The organism is Labrenzia sp. THAF191a (genome assembly GCF_009363335.1).
Lineage (GTDB): Bacteria > Pseudomonadota > Alphaproteobacteria > Rhizobiales > Stappiaceae > Roseibium > Roseibium algicola.
On record NZ_CP045333.1, the window covers coordinates 66,274 to 83,983 of the forward strand.

At 58.5% G+C, this 17,710-nt stretch carries 15 protein-coding genes; 3 read left to right on the forward strand and 12 right to left on the reverse strand.

Annotated elements, in window-relative coordinates; all coding sequences use genetic code 11:
- Positions 1-23 precede the first annotated feature (23 nt).
- Both FIV05_RS00325 and FIV05_RS00330 read right to left on the reverse strand, forming a co-directional pair.
- Complete coding sequence (locus FIV05_RS00325) at positions 24-1,970, reverse strand: DUF2207 domain-containing protein (RefSeq protein WP_152508291.1); 1,947 nt, start codon at positions 1,968-1,970, stop codon at positions 24-26.
- A gap of 10 nt (positions 1,971-1,980) precedes the next feature.
- The gene (locus FIV05_RS00330) at positions 1,981-2,541 is read right to left on the reverse strand and encodes a LemA family protein (RefSeq protein WP_077293155.1); all 561 of its coding nucleotides are present in this window, start codon (positions 2,539-2,541) and stop codon (positions 1,981-1,983) included.
- Between the two features lie 188 nt (positions 2,542-2,729).
- On the opposite strand from FIV05_RS00330, the gene FIV05_RS00335 reads away from it, so the two are divergent.
- Positions 2,730-3,059: a hypothetical protein gene (locus FIV05_RS00335; protein WP_152508292.1), complete on the forward strand. Its 330-nt coding sequence runs from the start codon at positions 2,730-2,732 to the stop codon at positions 3,057-3,059.
- Between the two features lie 118 nt (positions 3,060-3,177).
- On the opposite strand, the gene FIV05_RS00340 is transcribed toward FIV05_RS00335, so the two are convergent.
- The gene (locus FIV05_RS00340; protein WP_055657898.1) at positions 3,178-4,146 is read right to left on the reverse strand and encodes a glycine--tRNA ligase subunit alpha; all 969 of its coding nucleotides are present in this window, start codon (positions 4,144-4,146) and stop codon (positions 3,178-3,180) included.
- Between the two features lie 289 nt (positions 4,147-4,435).
- On the opposite strand from FIV05_RS00340, the gene FIV05_RS00345 reads away from it, so the two are divergent.
- On the forward strand, positions 4,436-5,827 hold the full coding sequence (locus tag FIV05_RS00345) for an MATE family efflux transporter (protein ID WP_173013729.1): 1,392 nt from the start codon (positions 4,436-4,438) through the stop codon (positions 5,825-5,827).
- 53 nt (positions 5,828-5,880) lie between these two features.
- Here FIV05_RS00345 and FIV05_RS00350 read toward each other — a convergent pair whose 3' ends face one another.
- From FIV05_RS00350 to FIV05_RS00365, 4 genes are all read right to left on the reverse strand, one after another.
- The gene (locus tag FIV05_RS00350) at positions 5,881-6,066 is read right to left on the reverse strand and encodes a hypothetical protein (protein ID WP_023001949.1); all 186 of its coding nucleotides are present in this window, start codon (positions 6,064-6,066) and stop codon (positions 5,881-5,883) included.
- A 47-nt stretch (positions 6,067-6,113) separates the two neighbouring features.
- A complete protein-coding gene (locus FIV05_RS00355) occupies positions 6,114-6,971 on the reverse strand; it encodes a S49 family peptidase (RefSeq protein ID WP_152508294.1) in 858 nt (285 codons plus the stop codon).
- Between the two features lie 118 nt (positions 6,972-7,089).
- The gene (locus FIV05_RS00360; protein WP_173013731.1) at positions 7,090-7,686 is read right to left on the reverse strand and encodes a PilZ domain-containing protein; all 597 of its coding nucleotides are present in this window, start codon (positions 7,684-7,686) and stop codon (positions 7,090-7,092) included.
- Positions 7,687-7,882: 196 nt separating this feature from the next.
- On the reverse strand, positions 7,883-8,842 hold the full coding sequence (locus FIV05_RS00365) for a uracil-DNA glycosylase (RefSeq protein WP_152511759.1): 960 nt from the start codon (positions 8,840-8,842) through the stop codon (positions 7,883-7,885).
- Positions 8,843-9,223: 381 nt separating this feature from the next.
- Between FIV05_RS00365 and FIV05_RS00370 the strand changes: the two genes are divergently transcribed.
- Positions 9,224-10,900, forward strand: a complete 1,677-nt coding sequence (locus FIV05_RS00370) for an electron transfer flavoprotein-ubiquinone oxidoreductase (RefSeq protein WP_062490202.1) — start codon at positions 9,224-9,226, stop codon at positions 10,898-10,900.
- An 860-nt stretch (positions 10,901-11,760) separates the two neighbouring features.
- On the opposite strand, the gene FIV05_RS00375 is transcribed toward FIV05_RS00370, so the two are convergent.
- From FIV05_RS00375 to FIV05_RS00395, 5 genes are all read right to left on the reverse strand, one after another.
- Entirely contained in the window at positions 11,761-11,979 is a 219-nt protein-coding gene (locus FIV05_RS00375; protein ID WP_139314097.1) for a hypothetical protein, read from the reverse strand.
- A 116-nt stretch (positions 11,980-12,095) separates the two neighbouring features.
- Entirely contained in the window at positions 12,096-13,400 is a 1,305-nt protein-coding gene (locus tag FIV05_RS00380) for a DEAD/DEAH box helicase (protein WP_152508296.1), read from the reverse strand.
- A 332-nt stretch (positions 13,401-13,732) separates the two neighbouring features.
- Positions 13,733-14,857, reverse strand: coding sequence for a PQQ-dependent sugar dehydrogenase (locus tag FIV05_RS00385; protein WP_209009815.1), 1,125 nt, complete (start codon positions 14,855-14,857; stop codon positions 13,733-13,735).
- A gap of 71 nt (positions 14,858-14,928) precedes the next feature.
- Positions 14,929-15,276, reverse strand: coding sequence for a chorismate mutase (locus FIV05_RS00390; RefSeq protein WP_152508297.1), 348 nt, complete (start codon positions 15,274-15,276; stop codon positions 14,929-14,931).
- Between the two features lie 81 nt (positions 15,277-15,357).
- Positions 15,358-17,652 (reverse strand): NADP-dependent malic enzyme, encoded by a 2,295-nt coding sequence (locus tag FIV05_RS00395; RefSeq protein WP_152508298.1) that lies wholly within the window; start codon positions 17,650-17,652, stop codon positions 15,358-15,360.
- Positions 17,653-17,710: the final 58 nt, after the last annotated feature.

The window sequence follows — 17,710 nt, forward strand, 5'->3', positions numbered from 1 at the left end:
CAGAGCTGACGATCCTCAGCTCATTACCAGCCGCCGCCACCGCCACCGCCGCCACCGCCACCGGAAAAGCCGCCGGAGGAACCCGACGATCCGGAGCTGGACGATTTGGGAGCTGGCAGAGACGACTGGAACGACCCGGCCATGGAACTTGCCGTCCGGCCGAGGCTGTCGGATACGTGCCTTGCATCGAAGTGATTGCCGGAGTACCAGCCCGGATGGTAGCTGGCGGCCGCGGCCGCTCCGGCAGCGGTTGTCAGCCAGGCCTCAAAGGCCTTGGCCCAGGGTTTTTCGACGCCAAGCGCAACGGCGTAGGGCAAAAGCTCCTCGAAATGATCCGTGCTCATATCCGGAAGCTTTTCCATGTTGAGCCGCTCCTTTTCTGCCACGCTCAGATACATCCGAAGGCCCTCGATTTCATCGAGAGCCTGGCGGCCGATTGCCGTCGGCGCGCCGATCAGGAAAAAGAACAGGATGTTGAGGGCAACCAGCGCCACCGCGATGAATGGCAGAACAGGCAAGGAATCCACACCGCCATTCACATGGAAGGCACCGAAAGCTGCCCCCGATATTGCGAGACCAAAGACTATGAAGATCAGCGCCATACGCAGTTTCATGCTGGCGAAGCGGAAGATGGCTCTCCCCAGATTGACCGAAATGACGGTCGCAAAAACGGAAAAGACCAGAAAGACGATGACGAATCCTTCCTGACCCGGCTGCAGTCCACCGAAAGCCAGCAGCGCGACAATTGTAACCAGGCTCAGTATGAACCCGGGAATGAGATAGCCCCTGTTCGCCCTGAAAAAGACGTTTCGGCTCTCCCGCTCGATAGCCGCCCGGAATTTTTTCCCCAGCGCTTGGATAGAAGTGCCGTTGTCCTTGTTGAGGGTCAACGGACTACCCCGTCCGCTCAGCCAGTCCTCAAGCGCAGCTTCGCCCTTGGGCAACCCGAAGCCCGGGATCTGACCTTCCCGTCCCTGCCGGTTCAGAACCAGAGTTGTATCGCCGTCCGTCTCTTCAAGTCGCAAGCGTTTCTTGACCGCGAGGTTGAGGCAGGCTGCAGACAGGGCCACCCAGCCACCATCCCCGAACCCTCGGTTGACGATGTATTTGGCAAGAGCCGGCGATATGCCGGAAGGCGGTGAAAACCTCGGGAAAACAACACCTTCAGAAGGATCCCGGCCAACCATCCACCAGGCTGCGAAATAATAAAGCAGCACCAGCAGCACCCCAGCTCCGCCGATCAGCTCCGATCTGTAGTCCTCGACGAAATACTCCAGCCGTTCGGCTTCCGTAGGCGCTGCAATTGCGCCCTTCGGAAGGCTGACGTTGACCGACAAGCCTTCGTAGGCCCCCAGAACATCGGTTGTCCGGAAGATAACCTCAGAACCACCCTGGGCGCTCTGTGCCTCAAAGGCATTGCCGGTTTCGCCATAGCCGCCCGTATAGGCCGTCCATGCGCTGGCTTTCACCCCTTCCGGCAAGACGACCCGCGCGATGGCCTCATCAACGGGGAAGATCCATTCGTTGCCGGTCGCGTTCCAATAGACCTCGTCATGGTCTTCAAAGAAACGGATTTGCCGATTGGTTTCATAGGTGAAGGTGTAGGTGTAGTTGCCCGGTGACAGGAAGGTGTTCTCGTCCCCCACATAGATCCGAACACCCTGGCTGTTCTCGTTGGTGTGGTAGGAAGCCGGGGCGCCGTCCTGCAGCACCGAGAGCAACTTGAAGCCGGCCTTGTAGATGCGCCCGTTTGCACCTTCCACCGCAAGCGGAATATCGCGGAAAATGCCCCGCTTGATCTGATCACCTTCCGCACTGACAGTAATCGTTTCGGTGACCGTCAGCGTGCCATTGCTCGCTACGTCAATATCGGAAACGAACTTCAAGATGCGTTCGTCAGCTTGCGCGCAAAGTCCGGCAGTCAGCAGGACGAAGACGGCCAGGATGCCGGCGGAGATCCGGTTCAGCATTGCGCGCACCTCAGAACTGGACCTTGGGAACCGCGCGGTCAGCCTCGTCTTCGATTTCGAAGTACTCGGCCTTTTCGAACTTGAACTGGTTGGCAATCAGATTGGATGGGAAGCTCTCGACCGCAACATTCAGGTTCCGGACCGCGCCATTGTAATAACGGCGTGCCATCTGGATGGCGTTTTCAATCTCGTCCAGCGAATTGTGAAGGTCGGAAAAGTTCTGACTTGCCTTCAGGTCGGGATAGGCTTCCGCGACTGCAAACAGGCGACCGAGAGCATGACTGAGTTCTCCCTCCGCCTTTGCACGGCCAGCAACGTCATCCTTCGGCACTGCCGAAACTTGCGCGCGCATGCTGGTCACGGCCTCGAGCGCTTCCTTTTCGTGCGAGGCGTAGCCTTTCACGGTCTCGACAAGGTTGGGAATGAGATTTGCCCGCCGCTTGAGCTGGACATCGATGCCGCTCCAGCCCTCCTCGACCATCTGCCGTTTCTTGACAAGTCCGTTGTAAAGAACGATCGCAAAAACAGATAGCGCAACCAGCGCTGCAAGAAAGAACCAGGACAAAACAATCACCTCCAGAAAATGTGTTCTGGAAGCTAACCGGGAGGTGCTGACTTGTCATCTTCTTCAAGCGACCGACGCCTGAATTGAGTCATTCTGTAATCTTCGACACAGGATTGCAGATAAGCTTGGGCGAGCTTGCCCGAAACGCCTGAACGAAAGGTCGGCCACCAATGTGCGTCTTGCAACTTTGCAGAATGATCCCGGTACTTGCGGTGCTGCCGTTTGTGCTGGCAACGCAAGAGGCCCATGCCTCGCTTGCTGACCAGTATCGCTGTTCGAATGGCGATCTGGTCTTTCACGTCATCTTCAACCCGCAGGAACCGGGGCCTGCGACGCTTTCCGGACCTGTCGGCGGAAAGGCCCATACGCAAGTCCTGCTTGACCCGGTACCGGGTGCTTCGGGAGAAAGTTTCGAGCGGAGAAACACCCGGTTTTCCGGCAATCGACAGGAAAGCCACCTGGACATCGGCGACATGCGCCTCGCCTGTGAACTGGAGCCCGAGCCGGGCTCGGAACCCGAGTGAGCCTTCGCAGGATGCTGGTAGCGGGCAAATGAACTGCGCGGGTATTGCCTAACGAAAACGGGGCCAACCTGGCCCCGCATTCGTTTGAACAAGAAGATCCGCCTCAAGCCGGAATGCGTTATTCCGCAGCCTGGTTGTGATAGCCGACACCGCCGGCTTCCGTTTCCAGGAAGGCAGCGCCGCAGGCTTTGGCCAGTTCGCGGACGCGCAGGATATAGCTCTGGCGCTCGGTCACGGAGATGACGCCGCGCGCGTCGAGCAGGTTGAAGGCATGGCTGGCCTTGATGCACTGGTCATAGGCCGGCAGCACCACCTGATGGACATTGGCACCGGCAGCTTCGCGCGCTTTCGCACCGGCTTCCAGCAGTGAGCGGCACTCGGCTTCGGCATCCTTGAAATGGCGGAACAGCATTTCGGTGTCCGCGTGCTCGAAATTGTGTCGCGAGTATTCCTGCTCGGCCTGCAGGAAAACATCGCCATAAGTGACCTTGGCATCGCCTTCCATGCCGTTGTAGTTGAGGTCATAGACGTTATCGACGCCCTGGATATACATCGCCAGGCGCTCAAGGCCGTAGGTCAGTTCGCCGGAGACGGGCGAGCATTCAAAGCCTGCCACCTGCTGGAAATAGGTGAACTGCGAGACTTCCATGCCATCGCACCAGCATTCCCAGCCGAGCCCCCAGGCCCCCAGGGTCGGGCTTTCCCAGTCGTCTTCCACAAAGCGGATATCGTGCAGCTTCGGGTCAAGGCCGATCGCATAGAGCGAATTCAGATAGAGCTCCTGAAGGTTCGCCGGTGACGGCTTCAGGATCACCTGGAACTGGTAGTAGTGCTGCAGACGGTTCGGGTTCTCACCATAACGGCCGTCGGTCGGGCGGCGCGACGGCTGCACATAGGCAGCTCGCCACGGACGTGGGCCGAGTGAACGCAGCGTGGTCGCCGGGTGGAACGTACCGGCGCCGACTTCCATGTCGTAAGGCTGAAGCACAACACAGCCCTGGTCGGCCCAGTAGCGCTGCAGGGTCAGGATCAGGCCTTGAAAGGAGTTTTCCGGCCGCATGTGCGCCGGCAGGGTTTCAGTCGACATGAAGATGTTCCGCGAATATGGCTGTGCCCGGCGTGCACGTATCGCCGGTTTGGGCGACAGGTGCCACGATGTCGGGGCAAGGTCAAGGCGAAGCGGGCGTGGCTGTTTCAGATTGACGGAGCGCCGGCACCAAGGTATCCCTCGCACCGGCTTCAGAATGCCTGCCGCTCGCGGACGACAGTCACGGTGAAATTCTGGTCTTCAAGACTTTCTGTTCCCCACGCATTTCGCGCTGGTGGCAATGCGAGCCCCTCCTTCCCGATCGAAATGCCCATTGATGGAGAACGGAATGTCTTCCGACATATCCCAGCCCAACGCCTATACGCATGGGCCAATCCTTCCGACCCTGGCCAGAACCGCCTTGCCCATCATTCTGGTGATGAGCATGAACGGGTTGCTGACCGTGGTCGATGCCATATTCCTCGGCCTTTTCGTCGGGCCGAATGCCCTCAGCGCGGTCACGCTGATGTTTCCTGCCTATATGCTGCTTGCGGCGTTGGCGACACTTGTTGCCAGCGGCATGTCCAGCGTGCTCGCCCGCAAACTCGGAGCCGGCCTTCGTGCCGATGCCGAAGCGGTTTTTGCCGGCGCCCACGGTCTGGCGCTTGCCATCGCTGGCATCGTGATCGCCCTCTTCCTGGGTCTTGGTGACAGCCTCACCCGGGCCGCCGCTGACGGTTCGGCGGAGATTGCCGGTATGAGCCATACCTACATGGCGATCACGGTTGCCTTCACACCTCTGATGTTCGTGCTGTCGGTAAATGCCGACGCGCTGCGCAACGAAGGCCTCGCGGTGGTAATGGCGGGCTTCAGCCTGCTTGTTTCGCTCGCCAACATCGCCTTCGATTATCTGCTGATCGCGGTCTACGATTACGGTGTTGCCGGTAGTGCGGCCGGAACCGTGCTGGCACAGGCGATGGCGCTTGCAATCATGCTGGGTCTGAGACTGAGCGGGAAAACGGAATTGTCACCGTCCGCACTCCTGCGATATCCGCTGACATCCTTCTGGCGCGATATCCTGATGCTTGGCGCGCCTCAGAGCCTGAGCTTCATCGGCATCGCCCTGGGGTCCGCCGCAACCATCGCCGCGCTGCAGACGGCCGGTGCCAGCGGTTACGAGGCAACGGTCGCCGCATTCGGGATCGTTACCAGGGTCATGACCTTCTGCTATCTGCCTCTCCTGGGCCTTGCCCAGGCGCTTCAGTCCATGATCGGAAACAATTTCGGGGCAGGTTTGTGGCATCGCTCGGACAGCACCTTGCGGGCTGGCCTGGTTGCGGCCTTTGTCTACTGCGGCCTTGCGGAACTCGTGCTCACGCTGTTCTCACACCAGGTCGGCTTCGCATTTGTCGACGATCCAGGCGTGGCGGCGGAAGTGGGCCGGATCCTTCCGGTCATAATGGCGCTCTACTTTGTCGCGGGGCCGCTGTTCATGGTGGCGACCTACTTTCAGGCGCTCGGAGATGCGGCTCGGGCAGCTCTGCTGAGCCTCGCCAAACCCTATGGGTTCTTTCTGCCGCTGGTGTTCCTGATGCCGGTCTATTTCGGAGAGGACGGTATCTGGCTGTCCAGTCCGCTGGCGGAACTGATGCTGCTGGTGGTGACGCTGGTCCTGCTCGGGATTACCGCGCGCACCGGGACGGCGCGATGGGGGCTTTTCCGGGCGGTACCGGCAAGTTGAAGCCGCTGAAACAAAGCGTCTGACGGCGGGCGGGCAAACTGCCCGCCGTTGCGTCAGGCTTGCGGACGGTATTTGCCGCTGACCGGGTCAAGCACAAGCTTGGCACCGCGGCCATTGGGATCGGCTTTTGCAGCTGCCCTGGAAATCTGGTTTTCAACCTCGGCCATCTTGCGCTTCACGCGCTGCACGATCCAGTAACCTCCCACGGCCAATGCGGCGACGCCTATCAATTCGGTCATGTCTTTTCCCCTTGCTCACCCGATTTTCACACAGGCATTGTGCCCTTTTAAAGGCCGTAGCGCATCCACATTGCCCGTTCCTCGACAGAGGAAATCAACTCCTCGCCGACCCCGTCCAGCAGTCGGCCTTTTGCAAGGCCGACACCAAGTCCGGCCTTGCGGCCCAAAATGCCACGTGGTGCCGAAATCAATTTCGGCTCGGCCTTGTCACCATACCGGTCCTTGATCACTTCGCGCAGGTCGCCGATCGCGTCGACCAACCCAAGCTGAACACCGGTGCGCCCGGTCCAGAACTTGCCCGTGAAAAGATCCGGATCATCTGCGAGCACGTCACCGCGACGCGATTTCACCATGTCGATGAAGGTCTCGTGGATCTCGAGCTGCAGGCTCTTGATGTATTCGATGTCTTCCGGCACTTCCGGCTGGAAGGGATCGAGCGTCACCTTCTTTTCACCTGCGGTATAAACGCGCCGGTCAACGCCGATTTTCTTGATCATCTCCGTGAAGCCGAACCCGGCTGCAACCACACCGATGGAGCCGACGATGGACGACGGATCGACAAAGATCTCGTCCCCTGCGAGCGCAATCATGTAACCACCGCTGGCAGCCACATCCTCGACGAAAACCAGAACGTCCTTCTCGTTTTCCTTGGCCAGGTCCCGGATCCGCTTGAAGATGAGCCTCGACTGTACAGGCGAGCCACCTGGCGAATTGACCACCAGGGCCACCGCCGGTGCTTTCTTCATCGAGAAGGCTTTTTCCAGGGGGATGGACGCGGTCGCCAGGGACAATCCGGACTTCAGCGGCCCACCGCCACCGATTGCCCCATGCAGGCGCACGACCGGAATGACAGGCTTATCGTTTCGAAAGGGTTTGGGAAGAAACCGGCGAAGGGATGAAATCACGCGCAATAGGCCCTGAAAGAGTTCACAAACTCCATCCGATATATGTACGCAAAGTCCGCTTGCAAAGACTCCAGGCCGTCAAAACCTTGTCGCACGGTTTAACGCGCCCAAGCGCTGTTCAACCACCGAAGGCGCTGATCTTCTTTTTGCGCTTGCGTTTCGGCTTTTCATCTTCTTCTTTCATGCGCTCCAGAACGTCTTCCGGTTTGGGCTTGGGCGACGCTTCGAACGGCCAGGTGAGCCTGACACCGGCCTGGTTGTTCTTGCGCCAGACAATCTCTGCGCTGATTGGCAGATCGAGACCGGGAATGGAGACCTCGATGTCATCGGGAAGTCGATCCAGCTTGTCGCCTTCCAGCCGGCATCCGGACCTGCTGGCATCAACGATCCGACATCTCATTGTCGCTGGATTGGTCTTGCCGCAAACGATTGCCGTGATCCAGACTTGCCGCCGGATCTCGCGGCGTTTTTCGCCTGACGTCTCTCGTTTGGTCTGAAAAGAAATTTGCGCCTGCTGATCGCCGTAGGCAATCACGGTCCCCCGTACCAGTTTGTCGAATCCGGCCAGGCGCAAACCCACCTCCTCCTTCAGGAGGTCAACCCTGTCGGACGCAATCCAACAGCCGTTCTCTGTCAGATCATAGGCCGTTGCTTCGAAACACGACATGTCCGCCAAGTCGACGACGAGCGCCGAAATGCATTTGTCTGCATCCATCGTCATGACCGGTTGTTGGAATCACCCACAGCGTTACACACTCAACGATACAACCTGTAGGCTGAAACCCAAGTTAACGCAAGGTCACTTTCGATCTAATAAAGAGGGCAACCTGAAAGCTCAACCGCCCTGCCAGGCAGGGTCGAGCAAACGAGGAAACGTCTGGATGATTGCAGAAATCCATGCGGTCCGAAGGTTATTGCGCTGATTTTTCTTCCAGCTTCTGCTTGATCGCCAGAAAGTCACGCCAGGACAATCGTTTCTCAAGCGGACTGCGCAAAAGATACGCCGGATGATACGTGGCAATAGCCGAAATTTCCCTGCCCTTGCAGGGATAGGTCATCCAGCGCCCGCGCATCTTGCGGATGCCGTCCTGTACCCCGAGCAGGGTCTTGGCGGATGCCGCGCCGAGAAAGACGAGCACGTCCGGATTGACCAGTTCGATCTGGCGCAGAATGAATGGCTTGCAGATCTCGGTTTCCTGCGGTGTCGGTGTCCGATTGCCAGGTGGCCGCCAGGGAACCACGTTGGCGATATAGGCCGACGAGCGATCCAGACCGATCGCACCCAGCATTCTGTCCAGCAATTGGCCGGACCGGCCAACAAAAGGCAGGCCTTGAAGATCCTCGTCGCGGCCCGGCGCCTCGCCGACAAACATCAGCTTCGCCTGTGGATTGCCGTCGGCAAACACGAGCTTCTTGGCGGTCAGCTTGAGGTTGCAGCCGTCGAAACCGCTCAGGCAATTGCGCAGTTCCTCGAGAGTCGGGGCAGTTGCCGCCAGATCCCGGGCTGCGGCGATTATCTCCCTGTCCGGCAAGACCGGCGCTTGCCCCGCAACTGCGGGCGGCACGGAAATCGCCTGGGGAGCAACGGGAGCTGCCGGAACCGGAGAGCCTGTCTGCCCCTGGAAATTGCCTGCCGGGGCCTGTTGCCGGGGCTGCTGAGCATGCGTGGGGGCTGCTGCCTGCTGACCGGCCAGCGCACGCTGCGCTGCTTGGGCACGCGTAAGCGCTACCCAATCGACGGGTTCGTCCTGAAGAAAACAATCGACACCCGCACCGGAATAAAAATCCAGCAGGGCTTCAAGGTGTCTCGGGTCGTTCGGGATCTGTTGCAAGAGGCTGCCTCCGGCGCGGAGTTTAACCGGCCCGATCATTTCTACAAGCTTGCAGCGCCAGACCACCTTCATTCCGGCCGGTTTTCCAAAGCCTGTGCACATTTTCGAAACTGCCGGGAATACACTCGAATTACGTTTACGTAAACGTTAACTAAGCACTTGACGCCCTGCGCCTGCTTTGGTCTATCTGATGCCCAACTGAAGGAATAGCGGCGAAATTTCGCAATTGCCGATGAAAAATGTCGTGTTTTGCGCTGCAAAATGGGGCAAATAGGCGGTAAGGGCTAATAGGCGCTGCTTCCGAACGGACGCAGGTAAGTTGCTCTAACAATTGGGCATCAGCCGTTATCCATACGCTGGTTCACTTGATTTGAGCACCTGGCGGCGCAGTAGTTGCCCTTTGGGCGGAGGGAGAAAAAGATGAGCGAACAAGAAGCGCTTGGCGAACGCGAAAGCATGGATGTGGATGTCGTGATCGTAGGCGCAGGGCCTGCCGGTCTTGCAGCTGCGATCCGGCTGAAACAGATCGCCAACGACAAGGGCGAAGAGCTGAGCGTTGTCGTACTGGAAAAAGGATCCGAGGTCGGCGCGCATATTCTCTCCGGCGCCGTGATTGACCCGATCGCTCTCGACAAGCTGCTTCCGGAATGGCGCGAAGAAGACACCCCGATCAAGACGGCGGTTACCGACGACCACTTCCTCGTGCTGGGGCCGGCAGGTTCCATGCGTTTGCCGAACATGTTCATGCCGAAACTCATGAACAACCACGGCAATTACATCGTCTCGCTTGGCAATGTCTGCCGCTGGCTGGCCGAAAAGGCTGAAGCGCTCGGCGTCGAAATCTACCCGGGCTTTGCAGCTGCCGAGATCCTCTATGACGACAATGGCAACGTGGTTGGTGTTGCGACGGGCGACATGGGCATCGGCCGGGATGGCAAACCCAATGCCATGTTCACGCGCGGCATGGAGCTGCGCGGCAAATACACCCTGATCGGTGAAGGCGCACGCGGCTCTCTGGCCAAGCAGCTGATCGAGAAATTCGACCTCGACAAGGACAGCGACGTGCCGAAATTCGGCATCGGCATCAAGGAGCTGTGGCAGATCGACCCGGAGAAGCACCGGCTTGGCCTGGTACAGCATTCCTTCGGCTGGCCGCTTGACGGCAAGACCGGTGGCGGCTCGTTCCTCTATCACCTGGAAGACAACCAGGTCGCTGTCGGCTTCGTGGTTCACCTCAACTACGAGAATCCCTGGCTGTCGCCCTTTGACGAGTTCCAGCGTTTCAAGACGCACCCGGCGATCCGTGACACCTTCGAAGGCGGCAAGCGCATTTCCTATGGTGCCCGTGCGATTACCGAAGGCGGTTTCCAGTCCGTACCGAAACTCTCGTTCCCCGGCGGCCTGCTGATGGGTTGTTCCGCAGGCTTCGTCAACGTGCCGCGGATCAAGGGCTCCCACAATGCCATGCTGTCCGGCATGCTGGCGGCAGAAGAAGTGATGGCTGCAATCGGCCGCGGCGAAGCGCACAACGAGCTGGCCAATTATGACACTGCCTGGCGCGAAAGCCCGATCGGCAAGGATCTCTGGCGCGTGCGCAACGCAAAGCCGCTGTGGTCCAAATTCGGCACCGCTATCGGTGTTGCCCTCGGCGGTCTCGACATGTGGACCAACGAGCTGTTCGGCTTCTCCTTCTTCGGCACCATGAAACACGGCAAGAAGGACGCCGACACCCTGAAACCGGCCAAGGACTGCAAGAAGATCGACTATCCGAAGCCGGATGGTGTCGTTTCCTTCGACAAGCTGTCTTCGGTGTTCCTCTCCAACACCAACCACGAAGAGGATCAGCCGATCCATCTGAAGGTGAAGGACGAGGCACTGCAGAAGCGCTCGGAACACGATGTCTTTGCCGGTCCGTCCAACCGCTATTGCCCGGCTGGCGTATACGAGTGGATCGAGGAAGGCGAAGATGCGCCGCGGTTCCAGATCAATTCGCAGAACTGCGTCCACTGCAAGACCTGCGACATCAAGGATCCGAACGGCAACATCAACTGGACCGTTCCGGAAGGCTCCGGTGGTCCGAACTATCCGAACATGTAAGGTTCGCTGCCAAACTGGAAAACATTGAAAGCCACGGGGAAACCCGTGGTTTTTTGTGCCTTGAAAAAACGAACAGCACCGGAAAGGAAGCCTTCCCGGTGCTGCAGTCTTGCGGCCGATGGGTCGTAATCAGGCTGGCGTATGTGGGGGTCCAGCCTGTTGCGGTTGTCAAACACACGGACAAGGCCGAGTGGACATGCCACTCCGCTTGCTGCCGCGTGTTTGCCCGCGCCACAAGTTCGTACCCGTATTAACAACGGGCAATTCTTATGAGGTCGTTGGTCCCGATGGAGCCAGCGTGCACATTTATCCCAGAGATGATCTGGATTTTTTTCAGGTTTCGATTTGTTTAATTCTGTTAACCAAAACCGTGATGGCGCCGGAATAAACTCCCCCTACGGCAAGGTCAAATAAATAATGAAACGAATAAAAACTTGTTATGACTCCAAAAGACAAAATTATACCAATTGGTCAAAAAATGTCCGGAATACGCCTCAACTGAAAACACGGAGCCTGGAAAATATGGGTTGCCCAAAAATACCGATCAATACATCGCGATATTTGACAGTATAACTATTGCCGGTTATTTCCGTTTACAAACAAGGCGATAACGAACTTATCGGCCTTCAGAGGGTCTATAAATTTTTTCTATATAACAATAAATTAAGAAAATGAATTAGCCAATTCTTTGAAATCTAAGCGTTTATTTCAATCACTCAACCATCAATTCCATCTGAGGTTGTTCGTCAAATCCGTCACCATTTCGCCAAAAACAAACTAACTAGCTGTAATTACTGGTAAATCTATTTATCCACATACCAAATAGCGACCAGCTGGTTGTGATTGCAGTCTCGCGTTGGTTAATTTACTTTTACTTTCACGGGGCAAATTTGTAGCAAATCACCAAGATCTTGGTGACTTTCTACAAGTTCTTCGCGGAGTTCCCGCGGTTTTCCCGAAAGCTTAACGAGATCGAGCCGCGCAAGCGGTTGGATACCTTGTGGACAGGAAGACAGCAGGGTCATAACCAGCCGGCGGCGGTTCTGGTTCGGATCAGGCGGTTCATCCACCAAATTCATTCAGCACTGTTTCAACAGTTCTGAAACCCATCGACCACAAGGTTCGGCACCGGGAAGGCCACTTCCCGGTGCAATTTTTTCACATCACAATGAACTGCGACGTAACCCGTCAGTCGTCAGGCTGCATCTCTGCGTGTGTTCTGACGACGGCGACGCGGAGGACGACGGTTTTCGGACGCGTTGTCGTTGGCGCCGGAGGACGACTGCTTGCGGAACGGCTTCTTGCCGCCCGGCTTGCTGTTGCCATTCCGGTTTCCGCCGCGCTTTGCGCGCCCGGCAGCCGCGGACATCGGAGGAATTTCACCACCGGCGACCGTGATATCGATACCGATCAGCTTCTCGATCTGGCGGAAGAGACCGATTTCCTCCGGAGCACATAGGGCAATCGCCTCACCTTCCGCACCGGCGCGGGCCGTACGGCCGATTCGGTGAACGTAGGCTTCTGCAACTTCCGGCAGCTCGAAGTTATAAACGTGGCTGACACCCGGGATATCAATGCCGCGAGCGGCAACATCGGTTGCCACGAGCACGTTGATGGTGCCTTCCCGCAGATCCTTGATCGCGCGGTCACGCTGGTTCTGGCTCTTGTTACCATGGATCGAGCCAGCGGAAATTCCGGAATGCGCCAGCTTGCGCATCAGCCGTTCCGCACCGTGCTTTGTGCGGCAGAACACCAGCGACAGCCCGTCCGGCTTGTCACGAAGCTGATCAACCAGGAAGTCGCCCTTGTCGTTCTTGTCCATGAAATGAACTGACTGGGTAACCTTGTCAGCTGTCTTGCCGGCCGGAGCAACTTCAACCCTCTCCGGGTTGCGCAGATAGGACTGTGCCAGCTCGTTGATCTGCTTCGGCATGGTCGCGGAGAACAGCAAGGTCTGGCGCTTGTCGGCTACCAAGCCAGCGATCCGGCGCAGGGCATGAATGAAGCCCAGATCGAGCATCTGGTCGGCTTCGTCGAGCACCAGGTAGGAAGCGGTGCGCAGGTCGATCGCTTCACGATCTACAAGGTCCAGCAGCCGGCCCGGTGTTGCCACCAGAATGTCGGTGCCCTTTGAAAGCCGCTTGATCTGGCCGTTGATGGACACACCACCGACAACGGAAGAAACCCGCAGCGGCGTATGCTTCAGGAAGGAAATCAGGTTCTTTGCGATCTGGTTCACCAGTTCGCGGGTCGGGGCCAGAATAAGCGCCCGTGTGCCCTTGGGAACCGCTCTTTTATTCTCCAGGAGAAGCCGGTCGATCAGCGGCAGGCCGAAAGCAGCCGTCTTGCCCGTACCCGTCTGTGCCAGACCCATGAGGTCCCGGCCTTCCAGGATCAACGGGATGGCTTTTTGCTGGATCGGTGTCGGAGCGTCATAGCCGTTTTCGGTAACGGCAGTCACAAGGCCATTGGAGAGTCCCAGGCTTTGAAAGTCGGTCAATATAAAATCCTTGGTTCAAGCGAAACAAACGCTTGTTAAGCCGCACGTCATTGACGGTGCGACTTGAAGTTGGAATGCGGCACAGCCGGCAGCCATCGCTACCCGGTCTCTCTGCCGCCAGACCCTCGCGTGAAATGGGAACTGGTTGAACCCCTCATTGGGTTCTTGAAGTGGCAACCCTCTTGCGACTGCCCGCCAAGAAACGTCTCTTGTCCGGGGCGCACTCTCTGCTCACGCGGCAGCGGTTGCAGTGCGGTATATCGTCGGGAACGCCCCTAATGTCAAGCAAAGAAGCCGCAAAAGCGCTTACAGCTCAAAAAGTTCGGCCTGCTTCAGGGTTGCAGCCGCAGCAACCGGCCATCGTCGCTGTCTGTCAGGACATAGATATAGCCATCGGGCCCTTGCCGGACATCGCGTATCCGCTCGCCAAGATCCGTCAGCAGCTTTTCCTCACCGACAACCGTTCCGCCGTCGAGGTCAACACGGGCAAGGTGCTGTCCGGCCAGCGCACCGACCAGCATGTCGCCCTTCCAGTCGGGATATCGGTCGCTGGTTACAAAGGCCATGCCGGACGGCGCGATGGAGGGATCCCAATAGTGAACCGGCTGTTCCATGCCTTCCTTCGACGTGCCTTGACCGATGGTTGCCCCGGAGTAATGGCGTCCGTAGGAAATCACCGGCCAGCCATAGTTCTTTCCGGCTTCGGGAATATTGATTTCGTCGCCGCCACGTGCCCCGTGTTCAACTGTCCACAATACGCCGGTTTCAGGATGGATCGCAGCCGACTGCGGATTGCGATGACCATAGGACCAGATTTCCGGCTTGTAGCCTTCCTGTCCGATAAAGGGATTGTCCGGAGCAGGTTGACCGTCCCTCGTCAGACGCAACACCGACCCGGCGTGGTCCGAGGTATCCTGTGCACGCTCGCCGTCTCCCCGCTCACCGACGGTCATGAACAAGGTGCCATCAGGCGCAAATACGAGGCGTGATCCGAAGTGGCGGCCTCCGTAGGCCTTGTTGTTGCCGGAAAAGATCGTCTCACCATCTTCCAGCGCGAAGCCTCCTTCATAGGCACCGGTAAGCTTTGCCCGGAACAGGGATGTGCCGGCGCCCTCCGCCGATCCCTGGGAATAGGACAGAAAGACCGTTTGGTCGGCGGCAAAGTCCGGGCTGAGCGCTACGTCCAGCAGGCCACCCTGCCCTTGTGCAAAGACTTCCGGAACGCCGGTAACTTCGCTCTGCCTGCCGGATGCATCAATGTGCTTCACGGTCCCGTCGCGTTCCGTCACCAGGTAGCCCTCCTCCGGAAGGAAAGCGACACTCCATGGGTAAGACAATCCTGCGGCAACGGTTTCCAGCTGAACCGCGGACTGGGCCATTGCGGCAGGGACAATCGGCAGGACGAGCGCTGCGGCCATTGCGGCCACGCCTGGAAGAAGATGCGAATTCAGGGTCATTGGGGCTCCACGGACGTTTCATACTCCCTGTTAGGTAGGAGCCTGAACGGTCTGGAAAACCCGGCACGGTGCTAAAAATCGGAGCCCGGTTTCGTTGGCCCGTCCTGCAACGCCTCGAGCCGTGCGGCGATTGTTCGCTTCTCGAAGGCCACGTTCCAGTCGATCAGCGTCCGCCAGACCGCTTCCGCCTGCTCGCCTTCCAGCCCCAATTCTTCCGCCCGGTCTTTCAGAGCGGCCACCATTGTTTCAATCCTCTGGTGATCAAAGGCCTCATCAGGATGCTGTTTCAGGTCCGCCATCCGCCGGACATAGCCTTGGCGACGGGCAAAGAGCTGCAGGAGTTCTTCGTCAAGCGCATCAATTGCGGTGCGGATATCCGTTTTGCTGACGCAGTCGGCTGGCTGTTTCACAAGGGTCATGGCAGGCCGTTTGAAAAATGGAAAAGCGGACCGGTTGTACCGGTCCGCCTTGTTCAACAGAAGGCGCGATTTGAAGCAGGACTAACCGGCAGACCGGGTCTGTGCCTCGACACTGGCAAGTGCCGACATGTTCACCACGCCGCGCGACGTGACAGACGGTGTCAGGATATGCGCGGGCTTGGCCGTGCCCAGAAGGATCGGTCCGACATGAAGCGCCTGGGTCGATACCTTCAGAAGGTTATGGGCAATGTTGGCCGCATCTAGGTTCGGGAACAGAAGCAGGTTGGCCTCTCCCTTCAACTTGCTGTCCGGCATCACCCGCTCGCGCAGCTCCACGCTGAGCGCGCTGTCGCCGTGCATTTCGCCATCGACTTCCAGTTCCGGGTAGCGCTTCCAGATCATCTCCAGTGCTTCGCGCATCTTGCGCGAGGACGCCGTATCGCGAGAACCGAAGTTGGAAAGCGACAGCAGGGCGATCTTCGGTTCAATACCGAAGCGCCGGATTTCCTCAGCCGCGAGGTTGGCCATTTCGGAGATCTCTTCGGCGGTCGGATCCTCTGTCACGAAGGTATCCGACAGGAATATCGCCCCTTGCGAGTTGATCAGTAGTGACATGGCCGAAAGGTCCCTGGCCGTCTCGCAAACACCGATCACCTGCTTGATGTCCCGCAGATGGCGAATAAACCGGCCTTCAAGACCGCAAATGACCGCATCGGCATCGCCGCGGCGCACCGCAAGGGCCGAAATCACCGTGGTGTTGGTGCGCACGACCGTCCGCGCCGCGTTGGGCGGCATGCCCTTGCGGCCGACACACTCGAAATATTCATCGACATATTCACGGTAGCGCGGATCGTCCTGCGGGTTGACGAACTCGAAATCGACATCGGGACGAATGCGCAGGCCAAAGCGTTCGCAGCGTTGCTGCAGAACGTCCGGACGGCCAACCAGGATCGGCTTGGCGATATTGTCTTCGATCAGCACCTGAGCGGCACGAAGAACTCGTTCGTCCTCGCCTTCGGCATAAATGATCCGCTGCGGGTCCTTGCTGGCGTTCTGGATGATCGGCTTCATGATGAGGCCGGACCGGAAGACAAAACGGTTCAGCCGGTCCAGATAGGCCGTGAAATCCTCGATCGGGCGCGTGGCGACACCTGTCGCCATGGCCGCCTTGGCAACAGCCGGTGCAATGCGCAGGATCAGGCGCTGATCGAACGGCGACGGGATCAGATAGTTCGGGCCGAATGTTTCTGTCTTGCCGCCGTAGGCACGGGCGGCAACATCGGACGGTTCCTCGCGCGCAAGGCCGGCAATCGCCTCGACGGCGGCCCGCTTCATTTCCTCGTTGATGGTGGTCGCCCCGACGTCGAGCGCGCCCCGGAAGATGTAGGGGAAGCACAGGACGTTGTTGACCTGGTTCGGGTAGTCGGACCGTCCGGTACACATGACCACGTCGTCACGGACAGCCTTGGCGTCCTCCGGCATGATTTCCGGATTGGGGTTGGCGAGCGCCAGGATCAGCGGGCCCTTGCCCATCTTTTCCACCATGCCCGGCTTCAGCACGCCGGCAGCGGACAGCCCCAGGAAGACATCGGCGCCGTCGATTACCTGATCGAGCGACCTCAAATCCGTCTTCTGGGCAAAGACCGCCTTCCATTCGTCCATCAGCGCCTCGCGGCCTTCATAGACGACACCTTCAATGTCGGTAACCCAGATGTTCTCCCGCTTGGCCCCCAGCGAGACGAGCATGTTGAGGCAGGCAAGTGCAGCCGCGCCCGCGCCGGACGCCACGATCTTGGCTTCCTCGATCTTCTTGCCGGCAAGGTCCAGACCGTTGCGAACCGCGGCACCGACGATAATCGCCGTGCCATGCTGATCGTCGTGAAAGACCGGGATCTTCATTCGTTCCCGGAGCTTCGATTCAATCATGAAGCATTCGGGCGCCTTGATGTCTTCCAGGTTGATACCGCCAAACGTCGGCTCCAGAACCGAAACCGCATCGACGAATTTTTCAACGTCGGTCTGGGCCACCTCGATATCGAAGACGTCGATGCCGGCGAACTTCTTGAAGAGAACCGCCTTGCCTTCCATCACCGGCTTGGATGCCAGCGGACCGATGTTGCCGAGGCCGAGCACAGCCGTGCCGTTTGAGATGACGGCGACCAGATTGCCTCGCGAGGTGTAATTGGCTGCCAGTGCCGGATTGTCGGCAATCGCAAGGCACGGTGCGGCCACGCCGGGTGAATAGGCCAGCGCCAGGTCGCGCTGGTTGCCCAGCGGCTTGATTGCCTGGATCTCCAGTTTTCCCGGGCGCGGATGCTCGTGATAGAACAGGGCCGCTTCGGTCAGATCACTTCCGGTCTTGCTGCTGTCGCTCATGACGGTCCCTGTCTCCTGCCTCTTCCCTAAGGTCATATTGTTTTTCTGCAAAGCTCTG